This window comes from Dyella silvae (assembly GCF_026421305.1).
Lineage (GTDB): Bacteria > Pseudomonadota > Gammaproteobacteria > Xanthomonadales > Rhodanobacteraceae > Dyella > Dyella silvae.
Genome location: NZ_JAPJBQ010000006.1, coordinates 206,134 through 227,341, shown reverse-complemented (window position 1 = coordinate 227,341; position 21,208 = coordinate 206,134). Strand labels below are relative to the sequence as shown.

At 62.6% G+C, this 21,208-nt stretch carries 19 protein-coding genes; 8 read left to right on the top strand and 11 right to left on the bottom strand.

Annotated elements, in window-relative coordinates:
• Window positions 1-38 precede the first annotated feature (38 nt).
• Window positions 39-1,370, top strand: a complete 1,332-nt coding sequence (locus tag OQE56_RS15190; RefSeq protein ID WP_267225480.1) for an MFS transporter — start codon at window positions 39-41, stop codon at window positions 1,368-1,370.
• Window positions 1,371-1,373: 3 nt separating this feature from the next.
• On the opposite strand, the gene OQE56_RS15185 is transcribed toward OQE56_RS15190, so the two are convergent.
• The 3 genes from OQE56_RS15185 to OQE56_RS15175 form a co-directional block, all read right to left on the bottom strand.
• Entirely contained in the window at window positions 1,374-3,527 is a 2,154-nt protein-coding gene (locus OQE56_RS15185) for a sensor domain-containing diguanylate cyclase (protein WP_267225479.1), read from the bottom strand.
• 124 nt (window positions 3,528-3,651) lie between these two features.
• Window positions 3,652-3,954, bottom strand: a complete 303-nt coding sequence (locus OQE56_RS15180) for a DUF1272 domain-containing protein (protein ID WP_267225478.1) — start codon at window positions 3,952-3,954, stop codon at window positions 3,652-3,654.
• Window positions 3,955-3,998: 44 nt separating this feature from the next.
• Window positions 3,999-4,391: a rhodanese-like domain-containing protein gene (locus OQE56_RS15175; protein ID WP_267225477.1), complete on the bottom strand. Its 393-nt coding sequence runs from the start codon at window positions 4,389-4,391 to the stop codon at window positions 3,999-4,001.
• Window positions 4,392-4,470: 79 nt separating this feature from the next.
• Here OQE56_RS15175 and ftrA point away from each other — a divergent pair, with 79 nt between their 5' ends.
• The 5 genes from ftrA (at window position 4,471) to OQE56_RS15150 (ending at window position 9,831) form a co-directional block, all read left to right on the top strand.
• A complete protein-coding gene (ftrA, locus tag OQE56_RS15170) occupies window positions 4,471-5,460 on the top strand; it encodes a transcriptional regulator FtrA (RefSeq protein WP_267225476.1) in 990 nt (329 codons plus the stop codon).
• 105 nt (window positions 5,461-5,565) lie between these two features.
• Window positions 5,566-6,423 (top strand): EamA/RhaT family transporter, encoded by an 858-nt coding sequence (locus tag OQE56_RS15165; RefSeq protein ID WP_267225475.1) that lies wholly within the window; start codon window positions 5,566-5,568, stop codon window positions 6,421-6,423.
• 180 nt (window positions 6,424-6,603) lie between these two features.
• Entirely contained in the window at window positions 6,604-8,208 is a 1,605-nt protein-coding gene (locus OQE56_RS15160) for a S10 family peptidase (RefSeq protein WP_267225474.1), read from the top strand.
• 95 nt (window positions 8,209-8,303) lie between these two features.
• Entirely contained in the window at window positions 8,304-8,675 is a 372-nt protein-coding gene (locus tag OQE56_RS15155) for a nuclear transport factor 2 family protein (protein WP_267225473.1), read from the top strand.
• Window positions 8,676-8,982: 307 nt separating this feature from the next.
• Window positions 8,983-9,831, top strand: a complete 849-nt coding sequence (locus OQE56_RS15150) for a class I SAM-dependent methyltransferase (RefSeq protein ID WP_267225472.1) — start codon at window positions 8,983-8,985, stop codon at window positions 9,829-9,831.
• 144 nt (window positions 9,832-9,975) lie between these two features.
• Here the strand turns inward: OQE56_RS15150 and rpoD are convergent, their stop codons facing one another.
• Window positions 9,976-11,838, bottom strand: a complete 1,863-nt coding sequence (gene rpoD, locus OQE56_RS15145; RefSeq protein WP_267225471.1) for an RNA polymerase sigma factor RpoD — start codon at window positions 11,836-11,838, stop codon at window positions 9,976-9,978.
• A gap of 164 nt (window positions 11,839-12,002) precedes the next feature.
• Window positions 12,003-12,443 (bottom strand): D-aminoacyl-tRNA deacylase, encoded by a 441-nt coding sequence (dtd, locus tag OQE56_RS15140; protein ID WP_267225470.1) that lies wholly within the window; start codon window positions 12,441-12,443, stop codon window positions 12,003-12,005.
• A gap of 136 nt (window positions 12,444-12,579) precedes the next feature.
• On the opposite strand from dtd, the gene OQE56_RS15135 reads away from it, so the two are divergent.
• The gene (locus OQE56_RS15135) at window positions 12,580-13,461 is read left to right on the top strand and encodes an LpxL/LpxP family acyltransferase (RefSeq protein ID WP_267225469.1); all 882 of its coding nucleotides are present in this window, start codon (window positions 12,580-12,582) and stop codon (window positions 13,459-13,461) included.
• 76 nt (window positions 13,462-13,537) lie between these two features.
• Here the strand turns inward: OQE56_RS15135 and OQE56_RS15130 are convergent, their stop codons facing one another.
• The 6 genes from OQE56_RS15130 to OQE56_RS15105 all read right to left on the bottom strand — a co-directional run bounded on the left by OQE56_RS15130 (window position 13,538) and on the right by OQE56_RS15105 (window position 19,858).
• Window positions 13,538-13,861: a hypothetical protein gene (locus OQE56_RS15130; RefSeq protein ID WP_267225468.1), complete on the bottom strand. Its 324-nt coding sequence runs from the start codon at window positions 13,859-13,861 to the stop codon at window positions 13,538-13,540.
• Entirely contained in the window at window positions 13,858-15,564 is a 1,707-nt protein-coding gene (locus OQE56_RS15125; protein WP_267225467.1) for an ArnT family glycosyltransferase, read from the bottom strand. The genes OQE56_RS15130 and OQE56_RS15125 overlap by 4 nt, the downstream gene beginning before the upstream one ends.
• An 89-nt stretch (window positions 15,565-15,653) precedes the next feature.
• Complete coding sequence (locus tag OQE56_RS15120) at window positions 15,654-16,703, bottom strand: CDP-glycerol glycerophosphotransferase family protein (RefSeq protein ID WP_267225466.1); 1,050 nt, start codon at window positions 16,701-16,703, stop codon at window positions 15,654-15,656.
• A complete protein-coding gene (locus OQE56_RS15115; protein WP_267225465.1) occupies window positions 16,700-17,515 on the bottom strand; it encodes a glycosyltransferase family 2 protein in 816 nt (271 codons plus the stop codon). The genes OQE56_RS15120 and OQE56_RS15115 overlap by 4 nt, the downstream gene beginning before the upstream one ends.
• A 58-nt stretch (window positions 17,516-17,573) precedes the next feature.
• The gene (locus tag OQE56_RS15110) at window positions 17,574-18,551 is read right to left on the bottom strand and encodes a glycosyltransferase family protein (RefSeq protein WP_267225464.1); all 978 of its coding nucleotides are present in this window, start codon (window positions 18,549-18,551) and stop codon (window positions 17,574-17,576) included.
• A gap of 32 nt (window positions 18,552-18,583) precedes the next feature.
• Window positions 18,584-19,858, bottom strand: coding sequence for an O-antigen ligase family protein (locus OQE56_RS15105; RefSeq protein WP_267225463.1), 1,275 nt, complete (start codon window positions 19,856-19,858; stop codon window positions 18,584-18,586).
• Between the two features lie 221 nt (window positions 19,859-20,079).
• On the opposite strand from OQE56_RS15105, the gene OQE56_RS15100 reads away from it, so the two are divergent.
• Window positions 20,080-21,201 carry a glycosyltransferase family 4 protein gene (locus OQE56_RS15100; RefSeq protein WP_267225462.1) on the top strand — a complete coding sequence of 374 codons (1,122 nt, stop codon included), beginning with the start codon at window positions 20,080-20,082 and terminating at the stop codon, window positions 21,199-21,201.
• Window positions 21,202-21,208: the final 7 nt, after the last annotated feature.

Here is a 21,208-nt window from a genome sequence, read left to right as displayed (position 1 = left end):
CGCGGCTGGAACATCCTCCCTCTTTCCGAGTAACGACTATGTCAAGCACGTTCCCTGAGCGGGGTGGCGCGGCGGGTCCGACGCCGGAGCAACTGATCCGGATGCAGGCCCATGCGAAAGTGGCGCCGGGCGAGATTGCCGTTGGCGTCATCGTCGGGCGCATGTCGGAATACTTCGACTTTTTCGTGTTCGGTATTTCTTGCGTGCTGGTGTTTCCGTCGGTGGTGTTTCCGTTCGCCAGCCTGCTGGATGGCATTCTTTACGCTTTCACGGTCTTTTCACTGGCCTTCATCGCGCGGCCGTTCGGCACCGCGCTGTTCATGAGCTTTCAGCGCCGCTGGAGTCGCGGCACCAAGCTCACCATTGCACTATTCCTGCTGGGCACTGCCACCGCGGGCATGGCTTTTCTGCCGAGTTACCAGGTTGCCGGAACCTGGTCGATCGGGTTGCTCGTGCTGTTTCGCATCCTGCAAGGCATCGCCTTCGGTGGTTCGTGGGATGGCCTGCCTTCGCTGCTGGCGCTCAACACCCCGCCTCAGCGCCGTGGGTGGTACGCCATGTTGGGCCAGCTGAGCGCACCGATCGGGTTCATCGTGGCGGCGGCCCTCTTCCTTTTCCTGCACTCCAGCCTCAATCAGGAAGACTTCATCGACTGGGGTTGGCGCTATCCGTTCTTCGTGGCGCTTGCCATCAATGTGGTGGCTTTGTTCGCACGACTTCGCCTGGTGGTGACGGAGGAGTACACGGTGGCGATGGAGGAACGCGAGCTGGAGCCGATCGGCATCATCGAGCTGCTGCGGACGCAGGGTTACAACATCTTCATCGGCGCTTTCGCGTCGCTGGCCAGCTATGCGTTGTTCCATCTGGTCACGATCTTTCCGCTGTCGTGGATCGTGCTTGGCAGCACCGAAACGGTGTCCGACGTGCTGGTGTCGGAGATGATCGGCGCGGTGGCGTGCATTGTCGGCATGATCGTTTCGGGCCTGCTGGCCGATCGCATCGGCCGACGCACGACGCTGGGTCTGATGGCGGCCTTGATCGGCGTATTCGCGCTGATTACGCCGTGGCTGCTGGGTGGCGGCAAGCTTGGCCAGAACGCTTTCATCATTCTTGGCTTTGCCGGCCTGGGGCTGTCGTATGGGCAGGCCGCCGGCAGCGTGACCGCCAACTTTGAGATGCGGCTGCGCTACGCAGGCGCCGCACTCACGACAGACTTCGCCTGGTTGATCGGCGCCGCGTTCGCGCCGTTGGTGGCACTGAGTTTGTCGGTGCGCTTTGGGCTGGTAGCGGTCAGCGCTTATCTGCTGTCAGGTGTGCTCTGCACGCTGGTGGCGCTGCGCGTGAATCGGGCGCTGGCGGCGAGGGAATGAGCTTCAGATGCCATCGGTGGTGAGGCGGTAGCAAGCTCGCCCGGCTTCCTTGGCCTGGTAAAGCGCCTCGTCGGCGCACTGCAACAGCGCGTCGGAGGAGGCAGCGTTCCGGCATAGCGCCACGCCGATACTGAGCGACACCTGGATCTCTGTCGTGCCGATCGATACCGGCGGACGCATCGCATCGGTAATTTTCTGCGCCAGCTGGTGGGCGGTGGCGGTGTCTTCGATGTCACGGCAAAGGATGACGAACTCGTCGCCACCCAGGCGGGCAAGCAGGTCGGTTTTACGGATGCTGGCCTTGAGCCTGACCGCAACCTCGCTCAGGGCCAGGTCGCCGGCGGCGTGGCCGTAGGTATCGTTGATGTGCTTGAAGTAGTCGACATCGATCATCATCAACAACAAGGGTTCTTGTGTGACTCCTGCATGCTGTACGGCCACGCCGGCGCTCTCGCGGAACGACAGCCGGTTGGCAATGCCGGTGAGTGCGTCGTGGTGGGCAAGAAAATCCAGTTGCTGCTCCGCCAGTTTGATGGCGGTGATGTCGGTGATCAGGGTGTAGAAGCCAGTAAGCGTGCCGTCGGCAGCGGTCGCCGGTACGTAGGCGGCCTGAAAGTAGCGGCTGCGGTCTCCCGCGTGCACTTCGTACTCGAAGGTGGAGGGGGTGCCATTCAGGGCTTGCGCTATATGCGGCTTGAGTAAGGCATAAACGGTGGGTCCCCGGGCTTCTTCGACGGTGCGGCCGATGCTTGATTCTGCTTCGGCATCCATGACCTGCGAGGCAAAAGCGTTGATAAAGGTGTAGCGCTGTTCCGTGTCGACATGCGCAATGACGGCCGGAACATTGTCGGCGATGGTGCGCAAGCGCTTTTCGCTATCGGCCAGTGCCTCTTCGGCAAGCACCCGCTCCGTGACGTCGCGGCCTGAATAGATGATTTCTGTTTCGCCGGGATGGTCCGGACTCGGGGCCAGTCTGCCCAGCGATTCAATCCAGAGATAGTTGCCCGTGCGATGGCGCAGGCGGTATCGCGTGACAGCCGGCTGACCCGTTTCGCGCAAACGCGTGACGATGGCCGACACGTACTCACGGTCGTCGGGATGAATCAGCTCGCTTCCCTGCGCGGCAAATTCCTCGGGGCTCCAACCCAGCATTTCCCTGACGGACGGCGATACATAACGGCGGGTGCCATCACTGCCCATGCGCACAATGATGTCGCTCGCATACTCCGCCAGCAGACGATAAAGGTTTTCGCTCTCGGCCACCCGCCGGCCAAGCCGTTGCCGGTCGGCGAGCGCCAGCGCCACCGGTACGGCCACCAGGCACACAACGCCCAGAAAAGCCTGTGCGATCATCGCCCGTTCCGCTGGATTGCTGGTGGGGATGAGTGTGAAGGGCCCCAGGTTGATGGTGGTGCATACGTTGGTCACCAGCGCCACGATGGCCACACCCAGGACCAGCCCCGGAAGGCGGTACTGGAATATCAGGTACAGCAAAGGCGCAAAGATCACGAACAGCAGCGGGTAGCGCGTCCACGCGAATACCGCGATGGTGATGGCGACCAGTAACAGCACGTCGCGCAGCATGCGCCATCGCTGCCCTCGCTCGCCGAGCATGCGGCCGCGTTCGCGAAAGGCCACCAGGGTGAGCATGCCGGTGATCACCATGCCGAGCAGATGGGCGCGGAACCAGTCGCTGGGAGTACCGAGGGAGGCGCCGCCCGTGGGCAGCCGCTGCACGAAACTGGCCAACAGGGTGGCTACGCTGCAGCCGGCTAGCGCCGCGCAGATGGTTACGCGGCCGAACCGCAGGTATCCGCTCTGCTGCCCGGTGATGACCGGGAAGTAGTGATGAATGATGGCCGTCACGATGACGATCTCAGTCAGCTCCACCGGCACCATCAGCAGACTGATGGTGAACAACGTGCCAAACGCGATGGCCAGCCCGGCCACCAGAGCGGCCAACGTGACGGTGATGAGCGTGGGCCAGTAACGACGTGGCGTCGACAGCAACACACCGGTCGCGATGCCGTTGGCGGTCCAGATCGAGACCATGGTGCCGGCGTGCTGCGCCAGCAGCAGCGACGTGGCAACCGAGGCAAGAAGCACGACGAACAATGCCGTTGACCCGCCCAGCAGGCGTAGTCGTTGGCGACGCATTTGGCGTGGGTCTTGAGTGGCCATGCTCCGGAGCGCTGCGGCCAATGGCGGTAGGGGAGGCGCCATGTTTAAGACGGCGTACGTCAAAGCGCCGTCGTGATGATGGTGGGCGCCCCCCGACCGGTCAGCGCTGCTCCGGTGGCCGTCCTCCCACCAGTGCGACGAAAGCGGCATGGTCGGCCAGATTCACGGGCTTATGGGTGACCTGCTGCGTGGCCGGATGGGTGCCCAGCCATACACGCTTCCACATATGCGCCGGCCGGATCGGTCGTGGTGTAAAACCGCCGCCGCAGTTGGGGCAGACGTTCTCAAGGAGCGCCACGCAATCGCTGCAGAACGTGCATTCGTACGTACAGATCATGGCCTCGGTAGAGGCCGGCGGCAGTGCCTTGTTGCAATGCTCGCAGGTGGGGCGAAGTTCCAGCATGAAACCTCCGGGGGTGGGTGGGCGCCATGATCGCATCGCCCACCTCAGCGCTCCAGACCGAATCCTTCGTCCAGCCAGCCGGTGAGGCCGCCGATCATTTCTTTCACCGGGCGGCCAAGCTGGGCGAGCTTCACCGCCGCCTTGTTGGCGCCATTGCAGTGCGGGCCGGCGCAATAGACGACGAACAGCGTGTCTGCCGGGTATTCGGTAAGCCGCTGCTCGCTGATGGTGCGGGTGGGCATATTGATCGCACCGGGCACATGCCCGGCGGCGTAGAGCGTCGGCGTGCGCACATCGAGCAGCACGAAGTCCTTGGCCTCGTGATTCGTTGCGTAGTACACGTCCGCGCAATCGGTCTCGAAGCCGAGACGGGCCTGGAAGTGTGCGAGGGCATCGGTGCTGGCGGCGGCGGAAAAACGCTGGACGACACTGCTCATGGAAGGCTCCATATGTGGATGACGGCGCCAGTATCGGCACTGGCGTCCGGCACCGACATTGGCAAGAATGACAGTCACCATGAAAAATCCGCCAAAACGATCCAGACGTCCATCCGGACCGGCCAACCGCAACGTGGCGGTGCTGGTGTACGACGGGCTATGTACCTTCGAGCTCGGTATCGCGGTGGAAATGTTTGGCCTGCCACGGCCGGAGCTCGCGGACTGGTACCGGTTTGGCTTGAGCGCCGTGGATGCCGGCCCGATGCGTGCCGCTGGCGGCATGCGCGTGCTGGCGGATGGCGGCCTGGAGCAACTTACCGGCGCCGGCACGGTGATCGTGCCCGGCTGGCGCGGGGTGGATGCTCCACCACCGGAGGCTTTGCTCGACGCACTGCGCCTGGCACATGCCCGCGGGGCGCGGTTGCTGTCGTTCTGTTCCGGTGTATTCGTGCTGGCGGCAACCGGCTTGCTGGATGGTCACCGCGCCACCACCCATTGGCGCTACGTGGACGCGCTGGCCGAACGCTATCCGCGCATCCATATCGAACCCGATGTGCTGTATGTCGATGAAGGCAGCCTGCTGACCTCGGCGGGCAGTGCGGCAGCGCTGGATCTTTCGCTGCACCTGATCCGTCGCGACTATGGCCCTGAGGTCGCCAACAGCGTGGCGCGCCGCGCGGTCGTGCCCGCGCATCGCGATGGCGGGCAGGCGCAGTTCATCCAGTCACCGTTGCCTGAGCAGGGCGCCACACTCGGCAAGCTGCTGGAATGGATGCGGCGGCATCTGGATCAGCCGCTACCCCTGCCCCAGCTGGCGGAGCGCGCGCGCATGAGCGAACGCACGCTACTGCGACGGTTCGAAGAGGCGACCGGCTGTTCGCCCAAGCAGTGGTTGACGCAAGAAAGGCTTGGCCGCGCCCGCGAGTTGCTCGAGGGCAGCGACATGGGCGTTGAGCGCGTGGCGGAAGTGTGTGGCTTCGGCAGTGCGGATACGCTGCGCCATCACTTTCGGCACCATCTCAAGCTCAGCCCTGCCCGCTACCGTGAGCGTTTCACGCACTCGACATAGTTTCCGTGGACTCTCCGCATACCGGCTGCCGCCGGGAGCCGTGCATGGGAACGCTAAACCACTCTGGGTGACGGGCAGCTCCGCTGCACTCGAAAAGGATGCTTCATGATCTACGTGTTGATGGCTGTGGCGTGCAGCGTGCTGGTTTCTGTGCTGCTGAAGCTGGCGCGCAGGCTTTCCGTCGATATCGGGCAGGCTGTCGCGTGGAACTATGTGGCGACCAGCGTGCTGACCTATGCAGTGTTCCATCCATCGTTGGATGTGCTGCGTAGCCAGCAGGCGCCATGGCTGAGTTTCGTTGGCCTGGGGCTCTTGCTGCCGCTGATTTTCCTGGCGCTCGGCGCATCGGTACGCAGCGCTGGCATCGTGCGCACGGATGCGGCACAACGACTGTCGCTGCTGATCTCCCTGCTCGCGGCGTTCCTGCTGTTTGGCGAGACGTTGAGTGTCTTCAAAGGCTCAGGCGTCGCGCTGGGACTGTTGGCGTTGGTGTGCATGGTGTGGCGCGTGGATTCGCGAGGCACCGAGGATGGCGAGCATGCGTGGCTGTGGCCTCTGCTGGTGTTTGCCGGCTTTGGCGCCATCGATATTCTGTTCAAACGCGTGGCGCAGGCGGGCACGCCGTTCGCCGCCTCGCTGCAGGCGATGTTTGCGCTCGCCTTGATCGTGTCGGTGGCATTGCTGCTGTGGCGCCGCTGGCATGACCGGACCTTCTTTACCCTGCGCGATGCCGTGGCGGGTCTGCTGTTGGGCCTGGCCAACTTCGGAAACATCGTGTTTTACGTACGGGGGCACCAGGCCTTGCCCGATCACCCTTCGCTGGTGTTCGCCAGCATGAATCTCGGTGTGGTCGCGCTGGGCGCGTTAGTGGGCACGGTGGCCTTTCGTGAGCGGCTCAGTGGAGTGAATGTGCTTGGTCTGCTGTTGGCGCTGGGGGCTATCGGGTTGATTGCGTGGGGTTAGCGGTTCTCCATCCCGGCCATCTCCTCGCTCCCCGGAGCCACGGGCATCCATGGCCGTTTCCAACGTACCCCGAAGGGAAAATAACGGGGTGTAGTGACTTCTGGCGTATGAAACCCGCCCATCGCGCTACCTAAGCTGGATGCTTCACGCCCACCGCGTCCACTCAGAGGTTTGACCGCTATGCGCAAGCTCCCGCTGGCTTTGGCCCTTGCTGCTCTGATGCTAGGCACCGGCGCCTACGCCGCCGACAAGAACGACAAGGATCAAAAGCCAGAAGATCGCCCTGACGCCGCACTGCTCAAACCGCAGACTTCCGAAACGACCGGTACGGTGAAAGTCGAGGGCAAGAGCATCGACTATAAGGCGGTGGCAGGAACGCTCGTGCTGCATGGCGATGGCGACAAGGAGGGCGAGCCGCAGGTCAGCATGTTCTACACCGCTTACCTCAAGAAGGGCGTCGAGCCGGGCAAGCGGCCCATTACGTTCATCTATAACGGCGGCCCGGGCTCGGCCACGGTGTGGTTGCACATGGGGGCGTTCGGGCCCAGACGCGTGGTGACCAGCGACGATTCGCACACGCCCGCCGCGCCGTATGTTCTTGTCAACAACGACTACAGCCTGCTCGATGCCTCTGACCTGGTATTTATCGACGCACCCGGTGCGGGTTTCAGCCGTCTGATTGCCGACGACGCCGACAAAGGCAAGCGCGAAGAGCTGATGAAGGAGCGCAAGAAGCAGATCTTTGCCGTCGACGGCGATGGCCATGCCTTTGCGAAATTCATTACGCAGTTCCTGTCCAGGTACAACCGCTGGAATTCGCCCAAGTACCTCTTCGGCGAAAGCTACGGCACCACGCGTTCCGCCGTGGTGGCCAACATTCTGGAGAACGAGCACGCCGTCGACCTCAACGGCGTGATTCTGCTGTCGCAGATTCTCAATTTCGACACCAGCATCGACGGGCCCACCAATAATCCTGGCGTGGATCTCCCCTACGTCGTGGGCTTGCCCACCTTTGCCGCCACCGCTTACTACCATCACAAGCTGCCGCAGCAGCCGGCAGCGTTGGAGCCGTTCCTGCGCGAGGTGGAACGGTACGCCATCAACGAGTACGCCTCGGCATTGATGCAAGGCTCGCAGCTCGACGACGCGCGTCGCCAGGCCGTCGCGCAGAAGTTGCATGAGTACACCGGGCTACCGGTCGCGTATCTGCTCAAGGCCAACCTTCGCGTCGACGGCGGCATGTTCGAGCACCAGCTGCAGGCCGACGGCGACGTGACCACCGGCCGCCTGGATACCCGTTTCTCCGGGCCGTCGCTCGATCCGTTGAGCAAGGATTCCGAGTACGACCCGCAATCGTCGGCTATCAGCTCTGCCTACGTGGCGGCCTTTAACGACTATGTGCGGCGTCAACTGAAGTTCGGTGATGGCCAGACCTATCGTCTGTTCGCCGACATCGACAACTGGGACTTCGCGCACAAGGCGCCAGGCAGCAAAGAAGCGCTGCAGCAGTCGACCAACGTGATGCCGGATCTCGCCACCGCCATGAAGACCAACCCGAATCTGCGGGTGTCGCTGCACGGTGGCTACTACGATCTCGCCACGCCGTATTACGCGGCCGACTACGAGATGCACCACATGCCGATTCCGGGCGCGTTGCAGAAGAACATCTCGTACGCGTGGTATCCCTCCGGCCACATGGTTTACGCGCACGAAGATTCGCTGAAACGCCTGCATGACAACGTGGCGCGCTTCATCGAAGAAACCGACAACGTCAGCAAGCACTGACGACGGCTGGCGCAGCGGCCATCCGCTGCGCCTTCACGTGGGCCTCCGGTAGCTGGCGCTAGCCTCGATAAACCCATTTCCACCGGAGTTGCCTCATGAGTACCGAAGCTGTCGCGAAGCGTCTGGTTGCCATGTGCCGCCACGGTCAGTTCGAAGAAGCCCAGCACGAGTTGTATGCCAAGGATGCGGTGAGCATCGAGCCTGAAGCGGCGGCCAATGGGCCGCTTGGCAATGTCGAAGGCCTGGCAGCGATACTGGAGAAAGGCAAACGCTTTCAGGCAAACGTGGTGCAGGTCCACAGCATCGATGTCAGTGAGCCGCTGATTGCCGGCAACTGGTTCACCGTGGTGATGACGATGGACGTGACCATGAAGGAGTACGGGCGCATCACCATGACCGAGGTTTGCGTGTATCACGTGAAGAACGACAAGATCGTGCAGGAGCAGTTCTTCTACGACATGGGCTGAGCCTATGTCATCAATGCGATATGAGTGCCTTCTGCAAAGTGATGGCTCGGCAACGTTGATGCAGACGCCAGACATACGGCACGACTATTGAACAGCAAGTATCACGCTATGAATGAGGCCGCGTCCTTCATTGGGTGGCGAGTCGTCCCGATAATATGCGAGCCTGCAATGGCCATTCAGGGCAATATCGACGATGATTCAGATAGGAGCGTGCTTGCATTACCAGCAGAGCGATTGCGTGGTATAGGGCGTTTCTGTTTGTCAGATTGGTAATCTAGAATTCATCATTTGCATATCGGGAACATGTATGCCGGAGCTTGTTGAGAACAATCTGTTTTCCTTGATGAAGGAATTTCTGGCTTACGCGGATGGGATGCCGTTGCTGGGTGATGTCCCTGACGAGATTGCTGCGCATCTTCCCCAGGCGCACGAGCTCGTCGAAAAGGTCGCTGATGAAATCGGCGCTGGGACACATGGCCCGTATTTTGAGGTGTCGAAGAATCGCTACGCGCATTACTTCGCCGCTGGAATGGCGGTCCTCACTCCGGGCGCAAAAATTCTGGACATTGGTAATGCTCCGGGGCACGTGGGTATTGGCTTCACGCTAATGGGGCATCGTGTTCAAGGGCTGAACCTGAATTCCAATTGGCGTAGCACCTATCCAAGCGAAGCGTGGTTCAACCGATTCCAGATCGTTGAGAGCGATATCGAAGCGGCCAGCCTGCCGTTCGAAGACGAGTCGTTCGACGCTATCTTGTTTACAGAAGTACTTGAACATATTGGGATCAAGCATCCTCTCGATATTGTCAGGGATATGCGTCGTGTCCTGAAGCCAGGCGGTGTACTCATATTCTCAACGCCCAACGTTTGCAATGTTTCCAACTTGTATGCGCTGTTGAAGGGCCAGAATATCTTCTGGGCGCCGGAGATCTTCTACGGCAGTCTTGATCGGCATAATCGCGAGTATGCGCCGCAGGAAGTCGATCAGCTCATGGTGAATGCAGGCTTTGACAGGTTGGCGTCGTGGGGGCTGAACGATTATTCGAACTGGCGTGCGGGAGGGGCTGCCTTTGCCAGTGAGTTCGTCTCCACTTTTGGTGCGGATAATCCGCTATGCCGGAACACGATTGCGGGCGTTTATAAGAGAGGCGACTGAGTCAGGTGCTTGATGAGCTTGTTTTGTTGCATCTTGGTGTGCGTGTCACGACGTAGTGTTTCCTTCGGTGCATCGAGTTGATCGGAAAAACAAAAAAAAGCCCCGCAGAAGCGGGGCTTTTTTGATTGTGTAGCTGAGTAGCGCTTAGTCGATATCGAGGAACGAACGCAGCTGTTCCGAACGGCTCGGATGACGCAGCTTGCGCAGTGCCTTGGCTTCGATCTGGCGGATACGCTCGCGGGTGACGTCAAACTGCTTGCCGACTTCTTCCAGCGTGTGATCCGTGTTCATGTCGATGCCGAAGCGCATGCGCAGCACCTTGGCCTCGCGCGGGGTGAGGCCGGCGAGCACATCGCGCACCGTTTCCATCAGGCCCGTTTCCGTGGCCGATTCGATCGGCGAGGCCGCGTTGGAATCCTCGATGAAGTCGCCAAGATGCGAATCTTCGTCGTCGCCGATGGGGGTTTCCATCGAGATCGGTTCCTTCGCGATCTTCAGCACCTTGCGGATCTTGTCCTCGGGCATGTCCATTTCCTTGGCCAGCTCTTCCGGCGTCGGCTCGCGGCCGAACTGCTGAAGCATCTGGCGGGAAATGCGGTTCAACTTGTTGATCGTCTCGATCATGTGCACCGGAATACGGATGGTGCGCGCCTGGTCGGCGATCGAGCGGGTGATGGCCTGGCGGATCCACCACGTGGCGTACGTGGAGAACTTGTAGCCGCGGCGGTATTCGAACTTGTCCACCGCCTTCATCAGGCCGATGTTGCCTTCCTGGATCAGGTCGAGGAACTGCAGGCCGCGGTTGGTGTACTTCTTGGCGATGGAGATGACGAGACGCAGGTTGGCCTCGACCATTTCCTTCTTCGCGCGGCGGGCCTTGGCCTCACCGATCGACATCGTGCGGTTGATTTCCTTGATGTCGGTCAGCGGCAGGAACAGCTGGCGCTCGATGCTGGCGAGTTTTTCCTGTTCGCCATCGATCGCTTCTTTATAAGGCTTGATGTTGGGCGACCACTTCTGGCGCTTGCGGCCCAGTTCGTTGGCCCACTCGAGGTTGCCCTCGTTGCTCGGGAACGCCTTGAGGAACTCCGCTTTGGGCATCTTCACGTGCTTGACGAAGATGTCCATCAGCACGCGCTCGTGATGACGAATGTCGTTGACCACGTCGCGCAGCTTGCGCACGAAGCCGTCGATCAGCGCAGACGGCAGCTTGAGCTTGAGGAACTCCTCAGCCATCTGGTCACGCAGCTTCACGACCTTCTTGTCGTTGATGTCGGCCGCCTTGGGGGCCGCCTTCTGGAACTTGCTGTAGTAGTCGCGCAGCAGTTCCATGCGGCGCTTGACCTCTTCCGGGTCCGGGCCAGTCGGGCCGGCCTCTTCGTCTTCGGTAGCGCCCTCGACGCCTTCGTCCTCGTCGGTTTCGGCGTCGGAATCATCCACCTCGGCATCGGCCAGGGCGGCCTGGGCTGCGTCGGCAGCTTCTTCAAGGTCGGCAAAGCCGGCCAGGATTTCGCTCAGGCGGCGCTTGCCGTCCAGGTGCTGGTCGTATTCCTCGAGCAGCAACTGGATAGTCAGCGGGAAGCTGGCCAAGGCGGTCTGCACCTGGCCCAGGCCTTCCTCGATGCGCTTGGCGATGGCGATTTCGCCTTCGCGGGTCAGCAGCTCGACCGTACCCATTTCGCGCATATACATGCGCACCGGGTCGGTGGTGCGGCCCACTTCGGAGTCGACGGCCGACAGCAGGGCCACGGCTTCTTCAGCGGCAGCCTCGTCGTCGGTGGACGCGCCCGGAGCGTTGTCCGACAGCGGGTCGGAGTCGGGGGCGGCGTCGTGCACCTCGATGCCGACGCCCTTGAGCACCGCCATGATGTCTTCGATCTGCTCCGGATCGACGATGTCGTCGGGCAGGTGATCGTTGATCTCGGCGTAAGTCAGGTAGCCCTGCTCCAGACCCTTGGAGATGAGCGCCTTGATTTCAGACTGTTGCTCAGGAGCTTTGCTATTCATACTTGCCGCCGCGGATGCAGGAACCGATCAGTATACCTATGTGATGCTTTTTTGACCAGTTTTCAAGGAAGAAAATTGGCATGGCTGACACGCAAAAATCGCGCCAAATAGGCATCTTTAGGTGGTTTTGTCGTAGAAAAGAGGGCTCGTCGTGGCAAAGATGCTCATGGCGTCTCCAGCCAGAAGGTGACCGGTCCATCGTTGACCAGGTGCACCTGCATATGGGCACCGAACCGGCCAATTTCCACCCTCGGGTGGGTAGCGCGGGCCAATTCCACCAGCCGGTCAAACCAGCGCCGGCCTTCCTCAGGCGTCGCCGCGCTGGTGAAGCTGGGACGCATGCCGGAACGGGTGTCGGCGGCCAGGGTGAACTGGCTGACCAGCAGCAGCTCGCCACCGGTATCGGCCAGCGAGCGGTTCATGCGGCCCTGGTCGTCTGCGAATACGCGGTAGCCGAGCAGGCGCTCCAGCATGCGCCTGGTGCGGGGTTCGTCGTCGCCGGGCTGCACGGCCACCAGCGCCAGCAGTCCGGGCCCGATCGCGCCTACGGCATGGTTTTCGACTTCGACACGGGCGGACAGGACGCGCTGGATCAGAGCAATCATGAGTAAAGAGGTGGCGGAAGACAGCCGAAGCTTAGGGCGTGGCCATGCCAGCCGGTAGCTTCGAAAGCACAAACGTCGCAGCCGATGTGTCGTTTACCCGTGAACTGGTAAGGCAGACAGGTACACTTCGTCGCCCATGCGACCTGACATTGCCCTTCTCTATTTCCTCCTGCGCCTGCTCGGAAAGCTGCCATTGCGCACGCTGCATGCCATGGGCGCCGGTATCGGCCGCTTCTCGCTGTGGTGCCGGAGCGGCACGGCGCACAACACTTCGGTGAACCTGGGTATTGCCCGCCCCGGGCTGGATCCTGCGGCCCACGCCGCTTTGCTTCGCGAAGTGATGATGGACAGCGGCAAGTCGGCCACCGAGATCGCCAAGATCTGGGGCAACGATGCCGAACGCGCGCTGGATCTGGTACGAGAGGTGCGTGGCGAGGCGCTGTTCGACGCCGCACTGGCGTCCGGCAAGGGCGTCATCATCGCCGCCCCCCATCTGGGCTGCTGGGAGTTGCTCAACTACTGGCTCTGCCGCAAGACACCGATGGCGATCCTGTACCGGCCTCCGCGCATTGCCGCCGTGGAAGGCCTACTGCGCAAAGTGCGCGGCGCGCTGGCGCCCGAACAGGTGCGCGCCGAAGGCGCGGGCGTGCGAACGCTGTACAAGCGGCTGGCGGCCGGCGGCACGGTAGGCATCCTGCCGGACCAAAAGCCGCGCGCAGGCGAAGGTGAAGTGGCGCCGTTCTTCGGCCGCGACGCATTGACCATGGTGCTGTTGCCGCGACTGGCTGCCCGCACGGGAGCGACCGTGCTGTTCGCCTTTGCCGAGCGCCTGCCCAGGGGCGAGGGTTACCGCATCCATCTGCTGCCGGCGCCGGAAGGTCTGGCCGATGCGGATATCGCCGTGGGTTGCCGCGCCCTCAATCGAGGCGTGGAGAACTGCGTGAACCTGGCCTTCAGCCAATACCAGTGGCACTACAAGCGGTATTCGGCGGACATCTGGACCAGCCCTTACGATTGAAGAGCGAGAAGTGAGTGAAGAGGAGTGAGAAGTGAGAGAGCAGACCGCCGTTCTCTCACTTCTCACTCCTCTCAACTCACTCCTGCTTTTCCGCCCTGCGCAAGAACACCGTCATCTCTTTCTCGGCCTGCTTGTCGCCGCGGGCCTGCGCCACGTCGATGCCCTGGCGCCACGCGTCGGCGGCGCCGGCTTTGTCATCCAGTGCCAGACACGCCTTGCCCAGCAGCTTCCACGCAGCGGAATAGTGAGGATCGAACGTCACGGCCTGGCGGAACTCCACCGCCGCTGCCGCCGCATCGCCCGAGGTCAGCAGCGCGTTGCCCAGCGAAAACCGCAGCAGCGCCCCATCGCGGGGACCGCCGCATTGGGCGCGCAGATTGGCGATGAGGGTTTCGTTCATTGCAGGGCGCGGAAGCGCCACTCGTCGACCTGATAGACCCGGGTCGGGTGCGGCGGTTCGGCAGGTACGCGGCCCGCACGCAGATCCGCCAGCGACTTGGCCGGCCAGATCACTACCCACGTCGAGCGGAACGGCTGCACCAGCAACGGATAGCGCAGGTCGGCGGGTTCCAGTTTCTCCGGTCGTGCCACGATCAGGCCGTCCGGATGTTCCAGCGCGAACTGCTGCAATGCATCGCCTTCGGACAGACGCTGGATCGGATGGGTGAGCCGTCCCTCGAAATGAAACTGCCCTTCGTAATTGCCCAGGTAGCCAATCGCCCGCCCGTCACGGTCAGCCGCGCCCAGCAGATGCGCGGAGGGGCGCATGTCGAAGTTCTGCCACATGGTCAGCGTGAACAGCGTATTGAGCGCGAGCGTGCCGAGCAGTCCGGCAAATGCCAGTCGGCGCATTTCACCGCGTCCGCGCAGCAACAGCAGTGCGCCCAGCAGTACAAACACCACGCTGAAGAAGCGGCTGTAGCGCTGCGTATTGTCGAACCATTCGCCATGTATGTCGTTGTGCGCCACCAGCATGGGCAAAACGAACAGGAACACGCCGAACAGAATGCCGCCAACGCCCAATGGCCAGGTGCCAAGCCAGGGGTTGCTGGCCAGCTGTGGACGCTGGTCGCGCAGCACGGCGATGGCACCGGCAATCAGCAGCGCGCCGCCGGCATACTCCGGCAGCGGGTAATACAGCTGTTTGCCACTGATGAAGGAGAACGCGACCATCACCGGAATCAGCCAGCACAGCGCAAAACGCAGGCCGGTATCCAGCGGCCGGCGCAGTGTGATCAGCGCAGCCCAGGCACGCGGCCAGCCACTGAACGGGAACAGCAGTCCCGGAATCACCGGCAGGTACCACCAGAACGGGCGGGCGTGGTCGAACGCATCCACCACGCGGCCGGCCGTCTGCGTGAAGAACAGGCGCTGGCGGTAGGCCTCGCCGCCGCTGAAACCTGCCGGCAGCGCCCACGCAAGCAGCATGGCGCCGCCGAGCAACATGGCGAGTACGCCGCGGCCATACCAGCGGGCGCGGTTGTCGCGTGCCCAGTCGTTCCAAAGCGGGCCCAGCAGCCACGGGAAGGCGACGTGCAGAAACATCACCGGCCCCTTGGTGAGCAGGCCCAGGCCGATGCAGATGCCGAACAGCCACCAGCGCGGTTCAACGCGATCCGCCCTGGGCGTCAGCGCCAGCAGCGCCGCCAGTACCCATACGGCCAGCAGCACCTCGTACATGATCTGCAGGCCGAACAGGAACGCGTAACCCAGCGCCAGCAATATCCACGGTGCGCCCTTGGCCACCCACGGGCGGTTCGGAAAAAGGCGGCGTGCCAGCAGCGACACCATCACCAGCTGGGTGCCGCCGAAGATCACCTCGAGCACGCGCGGCCAAACGTCGTTGACGCCGAACACGAACCAGCCGGCGTGGATCAGCCAGAACAGCAGCGGCACCTTTTCGCTGTACGGCGTGCCGTTGATATGCGGCACCAGCCAGTGGTTGTGGTTCCACATTTCCCACGCCACTGCGAGGGTACGTGTGGAGTACAGCGGCATCGGACCATGCGAGAAAATCGCCAGCAAGGCGGCGAGTGCCCACAGTGGCAGCCAGGGCCAGAGGGAGCGCAGGTGTTCGGAGCGGCTGTAGCTGCTGGATGCCACGGGCAGTCTTCTTGATGTCGGTGAGACGATTCTAGCCCGACCCAGCCTTGCTCCACGCTTACCCGGCGGCGATTGCCGCCGGCTGCCGGTCAGACCCGGGCTGGGCCCCAATACCCGATGCGGCGGCGAATCTTCAGTTTTCGCCAGAAATTCCAAGGCTTGCGCTTGCGGTTGCGTCCACCGGCGGCAATGAAGTCGTCCACCGCCTGAAGGATGCGCTCGCTGGATTGCCCATCGCGGTAGGGGTGAATGGCGTCGCCGTACTCACGGATGGCTTGCATCAGGTCCGGCGGGCGTGACAGCGCGCGCTCGATCGCCGGCTCGAACTGCGCCGCCTCGTGGATATCGATCAGCTGCGGACCCGGGCGGCGATTCTTGAACGTCACCACCGGCTTGCCGGTGAGCAGAAACTCGTTGAGCGCGGACGAGGTGTCCGAGCACATCATGTCCACCTGCGGGAACAGTTCGAGGATGTTGTCGTTCTCGGCGAACGTCAGGTACTCGTTCTGCAGCGCCTTGTACTTCGCGGTGGTTTCCGGGTTCATCTTCGGATGGAAGGTGACAATCCAGCGCCAGCGTCCATCGCGCGAAAGGCGCTTCACGTCTTCGTACAGCGTTTCGGCGGCGCTCCACGAGGGCGAGAAGGTGGAGTGGTAAAGAATCACCGGGGGTTGGCGCACCGGCGGCAGCGGGCCGGTGATCTGCTTCATGAAGGGGTCGAGCTTGGGAAAGCCCGTTTCCGTCACCGTGAAATGACCCACGCGGTCGGCGATTTCCCTGAACTTGGCGGTGTCGCGCGGACCGGTGGTGCAGTAGAGATCGAAGAAGCCGCGCACGTAAATGTGGCGCGGCTTGCCTGCGTCGAAACCGTGAAACGTTTCCACCTTCACGCCGGGAAAGAAATGCGGCACCGCGTTGCTGGAGGTGATCACCGCACGCGGGTTCCATGCGCGCACTTCTTCCACGGTGAGCAGGCGTTCGCCTTCCACCAGATCTTCCGCGCCCGGGCCGTCGAAGAACCACGCAGCTTCATCGCCGCGCGCGCGAATCGCGTCCTGTACCGGACGAAGAATGGCGAGCGCGTAGCGCTCCGAGCCGTAGAGGAGGTAGTGCTCTTTTCGAGCGGACTGTTTACTCATCGATCAATGCCGTGGCGAATCAGGGCGTCCGTTGCATGTTCCAGCGACGCGGGATTGCGGCGCATCTCGTAATAACGCATGCGCTTGTAGGCGGCATACGAAGCACCCGTCTGGGCAATGATGAACCCGCGCCAGCCATCCAGAAAGCCCAGGCGAAAAAAATAATCCTTGATAAAGGCCAGCCAGAATACGAAGGGCGTCTGCCACATGCGCTCAGGCTTACCCTTTTCCAGCCAGTCGCGGCATTTCAGTTCCGCGTAGCGCAGTACCTTGATTTGCTTCTGCGGCAGGCTGGGGTTGTTCTCATGGTTGAACGCCGCCTTCAGCGTCACGGAAGGGCCGTCAAAACGCAGCGACTCATGCACGCGTACGTCCGCCCAGCGCGCCCGGTCGCGATGGAACAGGCGTGCCATCTTCTCGCCCACCGACGGCAGATACCAGCGCATGGGCGCGCCCATGAAAATGGTGGCGCGGCGCAGGATGGCCGCGCAGATGTTGCTGGCCATCAATTCGGGCAGGCGCTGTTCCAGCTCGGCCACCAGCTCCGGCGAAAGATATTCATCGGCATCCAGCGCAAGAATCCAGTCATGGCTGCACTGGGTGGTCGCGAAATTGCGCTGCGGCCCGAACCCCAGCCAGGACTGATGCACGACGCGGGCGCCGTGTGCCTGTGCAATGGCCACGGTGTCGTCCGTGCTGCCACTGTCGATTACCAGCTTTTCGGTGGCAAACGGCACGCTGTCGAGACAGCGCGCAATACAGTGCGCCTCGTTGTAGGTGATGACGACGAGGGTGAGGGGCATGGTAGGCATGGCGGGATTCTAGAGTGTGTGGTTAGGCCAAGACCACCAAGGCGCGTGGTCCGCCTCGCTAAAGCAGCTGCTGCAGCGCCGCTGCCAGCCGCGCGGCGAAACCCTGCTGATTGTCGAGATACCAGCTGCGTGCACTGTCGCCCAGGCGTTCCCACTCCGGGCGCTCCATGCGCATGCAGCGCTCGACGGCTGCCTCCAGCGCCTCCTCGTTGAACAGGTAGCGGGTGGCCAGATTCAGCGGCCCGTCTTCCGTGGCCGCGACGGTGATGCCGTGATCCGGGCTTACCAGCTCGTTCATCGGTGGCGCATCACAGGTCAGCACCACGGCGCGGCAGCTCAGCGCCTCGGCAATGTAATGGCCCCAGCCTTCGGCTTCCGAAAGGCAGCACTGGAAGACGTGCGTGTTCTGCAGCTGGCGTATCTCGGCGATATCGGCCACGTACTCGCGGCGATGCACGATGTTGGGTGCGGGCGTGTCCGTGCCCGGGTTCGACCCTGGCGCCTGCAGCACGTGCAGCGTGGGCCACTCAGGGTGTTTCTTCCAGACGGCGAGCAATCGCTCGGTGCCCTTCATGCGGCTGGCGCCGGCCAGATGCAAAAAAGTCGGCTGGCGCGTGCGCTCTGGCAAATGGCAATCGGTACTCAGAAAACCGATATGCAGTGCGCGCACGCCCAGTGCCGTGAAGCCTTCGGTGGCCGAGCGTGTCTTGGTGAGTACGGCATCGTAACGGTCGAGATAGCGGTGGTCTCGCCGCGAAAACCATTCCGGATTCGGTACAAAGGCGTTGCGGCGCGCCAGCCACAGATGATCGGGGCTGGCGTGCTCAAGGGTGATATTGAGGTCGTATCGAGGCGCCCGGTGACGCAGGCGCTGCCAACGCGCCGCCAGCGACTTCCACCACCGCCGCTGCCGTGGCGCATCGACGGGCGTAAAGCTCACCTCGTGGCCAAGACTCCGCAGCGCGTCGCTGAGCAGGCGGATGTCGTGACTGAGGCCACGCCCGTTGTCCCAGGCGATCAGGTTGATGCTGGCCATGGCGTCAGCTCACCGAATGCATGGCGCGCGCCTCAGTGTGCCGCGGCATCGCGCGGCGCCGGTTCGCGTTGCAGGCGGCTGATCCATACCGCCAGGCCCAATGTCAGGAAGAAGAACAGCGAATGCGGCATGGCGCGATAGAACACGTTGTCGGTCAGTCCGCACAAGGCGTACATCGTCACGGTGAGCAGGCCGGCCGTGGCGGCGGTGGCTACGCCGTCCTCCGGATCGAGCACGCGGCGACCGAAAAACACCAGTGGCGTGCCGAGAACGAAGAGCAGCATCAGCAGACCCGGTACACCACCGGCCACTGCGGCTTCGAAGTACTCACTGTGCGGGTGCTGGTACTTGGCGATGGCATCACTGGCCGTGCCGGCCATCACCTGCGATTGCGCGTACTTGCCGAACTGATCGATGCCGACGCCGGTCACGGGGTGTTCCATGAAGGCATGGCTGGCAACGCGCCACATCTCCAGGCGCTCGCGCACAGCGCCGCGCGAGTCGTTGGCATCGTACGTGCTCACTTCCTGGCCGATGGCGTTGAAGCGTTCGAGGATTTCGCTGCGTACGAAGACCATCGAAATCAGGGCGATGACCGCGGCACCTGCCAGCACGAGCAACGTTTGCCGCCACTTTTTTGTGCGCATCGCGTGGAGGCCAACCACCAACAGAAACACCGGCACGCAGGCCAGCAAGGGCCCACGGCTTTGCGTCAGCAAAGCGCCGTACATGCCGAGCACGGCGCATACCCCGTGGATGATGCGCTCCATCCGGGGCAGCCCTTCGCGTAGCAACTGCACTACAGCACTGAGGGCCAGTACCAGCATGAACATGCCCAACTCGATGACGCCCCAGTCGCCGCCATCCAGCCCATAGGCGCGCGGAGCGCCTTCGATGTGGTGTTGATAGATGCACACCACGCCGAGCAAGGCGGTGGTGAGGCTGAGGGCCAACCAGAACCAGCGTATGCGGATGGGCTGGGTGAAAGCGGCAGCGACGAACAGGAATAGCAGGATGTGCGAGGGCAGATCGAACTCGTTCCATCGCAGATGATGCCCGGCAATATTCGCTGCGGCGTACAGCATGCTCAGCGCAAAAACCGTTGCCACCGATCTGGCGCCGCCATAGATCGCGCGGGCTTCGCGGTTGAACGCCAGAAGATAAATCCCGTACAGCATCAGGATGCCCGGAATGGCAGCCTTGGCACGAATCGACACAGCGAACAGGAGCGGCATCAAGGCCAGAAGCAGCGTGACGACGGTAGGTATCGCACGCGAGGCCGAGGTGGCATGGGGAACTGCTTTCATTCAATCCTCTTCGTTGTCGGGCGGCGCAAGACCGATCCTTGTCTTGCGGGCATGCCACTCGCCGCCGTTGCATGGTCCTGGCCATAGGCCAGGCATGTCGGCGCGCGATCTATGGCATTCTATGGGGAAAACAGGGCTTACGCTGCTACTCGCAGCAAGGCCTGCCGTTCCCTACATCACCCTTTCGTGAAAGGTTGCTGTCGTCCATTTGAGGTTTGGGCGTGAAGCTTTTGTTCACCAATTTTCATGCCGGTGACGGTGGCGGCCATACGACGTATATCCGTGCCCTTGCGGCCGCGCTGGCATCGCGCCACGAGGTGCATGTAGCCGCCCCTCCGGGCAGTCGCCTCAATCGGGAAGCCCGGGCATGGCCCGGCGTGTTCGTGCTGGACCAGCCCTTTCCCAACGGCCTGAACAAGTGGCGTGCGAGAAGCCGTGCGCGTGCGCAGCTGGCCGACTATCTGCAGCGCCAGGCATTTGATGTGATCCACGTGAACGGTTCGGCCGATCACCGCCTGGTGTTGTCGGCCATGCCGGCGAGGCGTCCGGCACTGGTGTGGACCAAGCACAACTCCAAGCCGGTTCGTGGCATAGGTCACTGGTTCCGCGCACGGCATACCGACCTGGTGATTGCCGTCTGCGAGTACACCCGTCGTGAACTGGCGAACACGGCCTACCGGCATCACCCGCTCGTCACCATCCCTAATGGTGTCGACACCGTTCACTGGGTGCCGTGGGATGCCGGCGACATGGCCGCCGAGCGGCAGCGCTGGAACCGCGGTGACGAAGGCCTGCTGTTGTTTGGCAGCAACGCCGGTACCGCGGACTACAAGGGCTGGATGGATCTGCTCGAAGCGTTGGCGCAGCTACCCGCCGGGGCGCGCCAGCGCATCCGGGTGCTGATTGCCGGTGTGCCGCCCAAGCCCGCTGACCTGCAGAAGGTCGCGGCACTTGGCCTGGGTGAGCAGGTCGTGTTTCCGGGCGTGTTGTCCGATCCGCGGCCGATGGTCGCCGCGCTCGACGCTGGCTTCGTGCTTTCCTACGACGTCGAAACCATCTCGTTCGCCTGCCGCGAAATGATGGCCATGGGTAAGCCGGTGTTGCTTACCGACTACGCCGGTTTGCCGGAGAACATCGAGCCGGGTGTCGATGGCTGGCTGGTGCCCGTGCGCGATCGCACGGCGATAGCAGCGGCGGTAACGAGGCTGCTGGAAAAGCGCGATGCGTTGCCTTCGATGGGCGAGGCGGCGCGGCAGCGCGCGGAGCGTGAGTTTGGGCTACCGCTGTTTGTGGAACGGACAGAAGCGGCGTATCAAGACTTGCTTCGTTCGCGGCAGGGCTAAGGGTCGT

Coding starts and splice junctions, on each gene's coding strand:
- OQE56_RS15130 (WP_267225468.1), bottom strand. CDS start 13,861: ATGAACGAAACCCTCATCGCCAATCTGCGCGCCCAATGCGGCGGTCCC.
- ftrA (WP_267225476.1), top strand. CDS start 4,471: ATGAAAAATCCGCCAAAACGATCCAGACGTCCATCCGGACCGGCCAAC.
- dtd (WP_267225470.1), bottom strand. CDS start 12,443: ATGATTGCTCTGATCCAGCGCGTCCTGTCCGCCCGTGTCGAAGTCGAA.
- OQE56_RS15185 (WP_267225479.1), bottom strand. CDS start 3,527: ATGCGTCGCCAACGACTACGCCTGCTGGGCGGGTCAACGGCATTGTTC.
- OQE56_RS15115 (WP_267225465.1), bottom strand. CDS start 17,515: ATGCCTACCATGCCCCTCACCCTCGTCGTCATCACCTACAACGAGGCG.
- OQE56_RS15155 (WP_267225473.1), top strand. CDS start 8,304: ATGAGTACCGAAGCTGTCGCGAAGCGTCTGGTTGCCATGTGCCGCCAC.
- OQE56_RS15175 (WP_267225477.1), bottom strand. CDS start 4,391: ATGAGCAGTGTCGTCCAGCGTTTTTCCGCCGCCGCCAGCACCGATGCC.
- OQE56_RS15150 (WP_267225472.1), top strand. CDS start 8,983: ATGCCGGAGCTTGTTGAGAACAATCTGTTTTCCTTGATGAAGGAATTT.
- OQE56_RS15120 (WP_267225466.1), bottom strand. CDS start 16,703: ATGAGTAAACAGTCCGCTCGAAAAGAGCACTACCTCCTCTACGGCTCG.
- OQE56_RS15165 (WP_267225475.1), top strand. CDS start 5,566: ATGATCTACGTGTTGATGGCTGTGGCGTGCAGCGTGCTGGTTTCTGTG.
- OQE56_RS15110 (WP_267225464.1), bottom strand. CDS start 18,551: ATGGCCAGCATCAACCTGATCGCCTGGGACAACGGGCGTGGCCTCAGT.
- OQE56_RS15180 (WP_267225478.1), bottom strand. CDS start 3,954: ATGCTGGAACTTCGCCCCACCTGCGAGCATTGCAACAAGGCACTGCCG.
- OQE56_RS15135 (WP_267225469.1), top strand. CDS start 12,580: ATGCGACCTGACATTGCCCTTCTCTATTTCCTCCTGCGCCTGCTCGGA.
- OQE56_RS15160 (WP_267225474.1), top strand. CDS start 6,604: ATGCGCAAGCTCCCGCTGGCTTTGGCCCTTGCTGCTCTGATGCTAGGC.
- rpoD (WP_267225471.1), bottom strand. CDS start 11,838: ATGAATAGCAAAGCTCCTGAGCAACAGTCTGAAATCAAGGCGCTCATC.
- OQE56_RS15105 (WP_267225463.1), bottom strand. CDS start 19,858: ATGAAAGCAGTTCCCCATGCCACCTCGGCCTCGCGTGCGATACCTACC.
- OQE56_RS15190 (WP_267225480.1), top strand. CDS start 39: ATGTCAAGCACGTTCCCTGAGCGGGGTGGCGCGGCGGGTCCGACGCCG.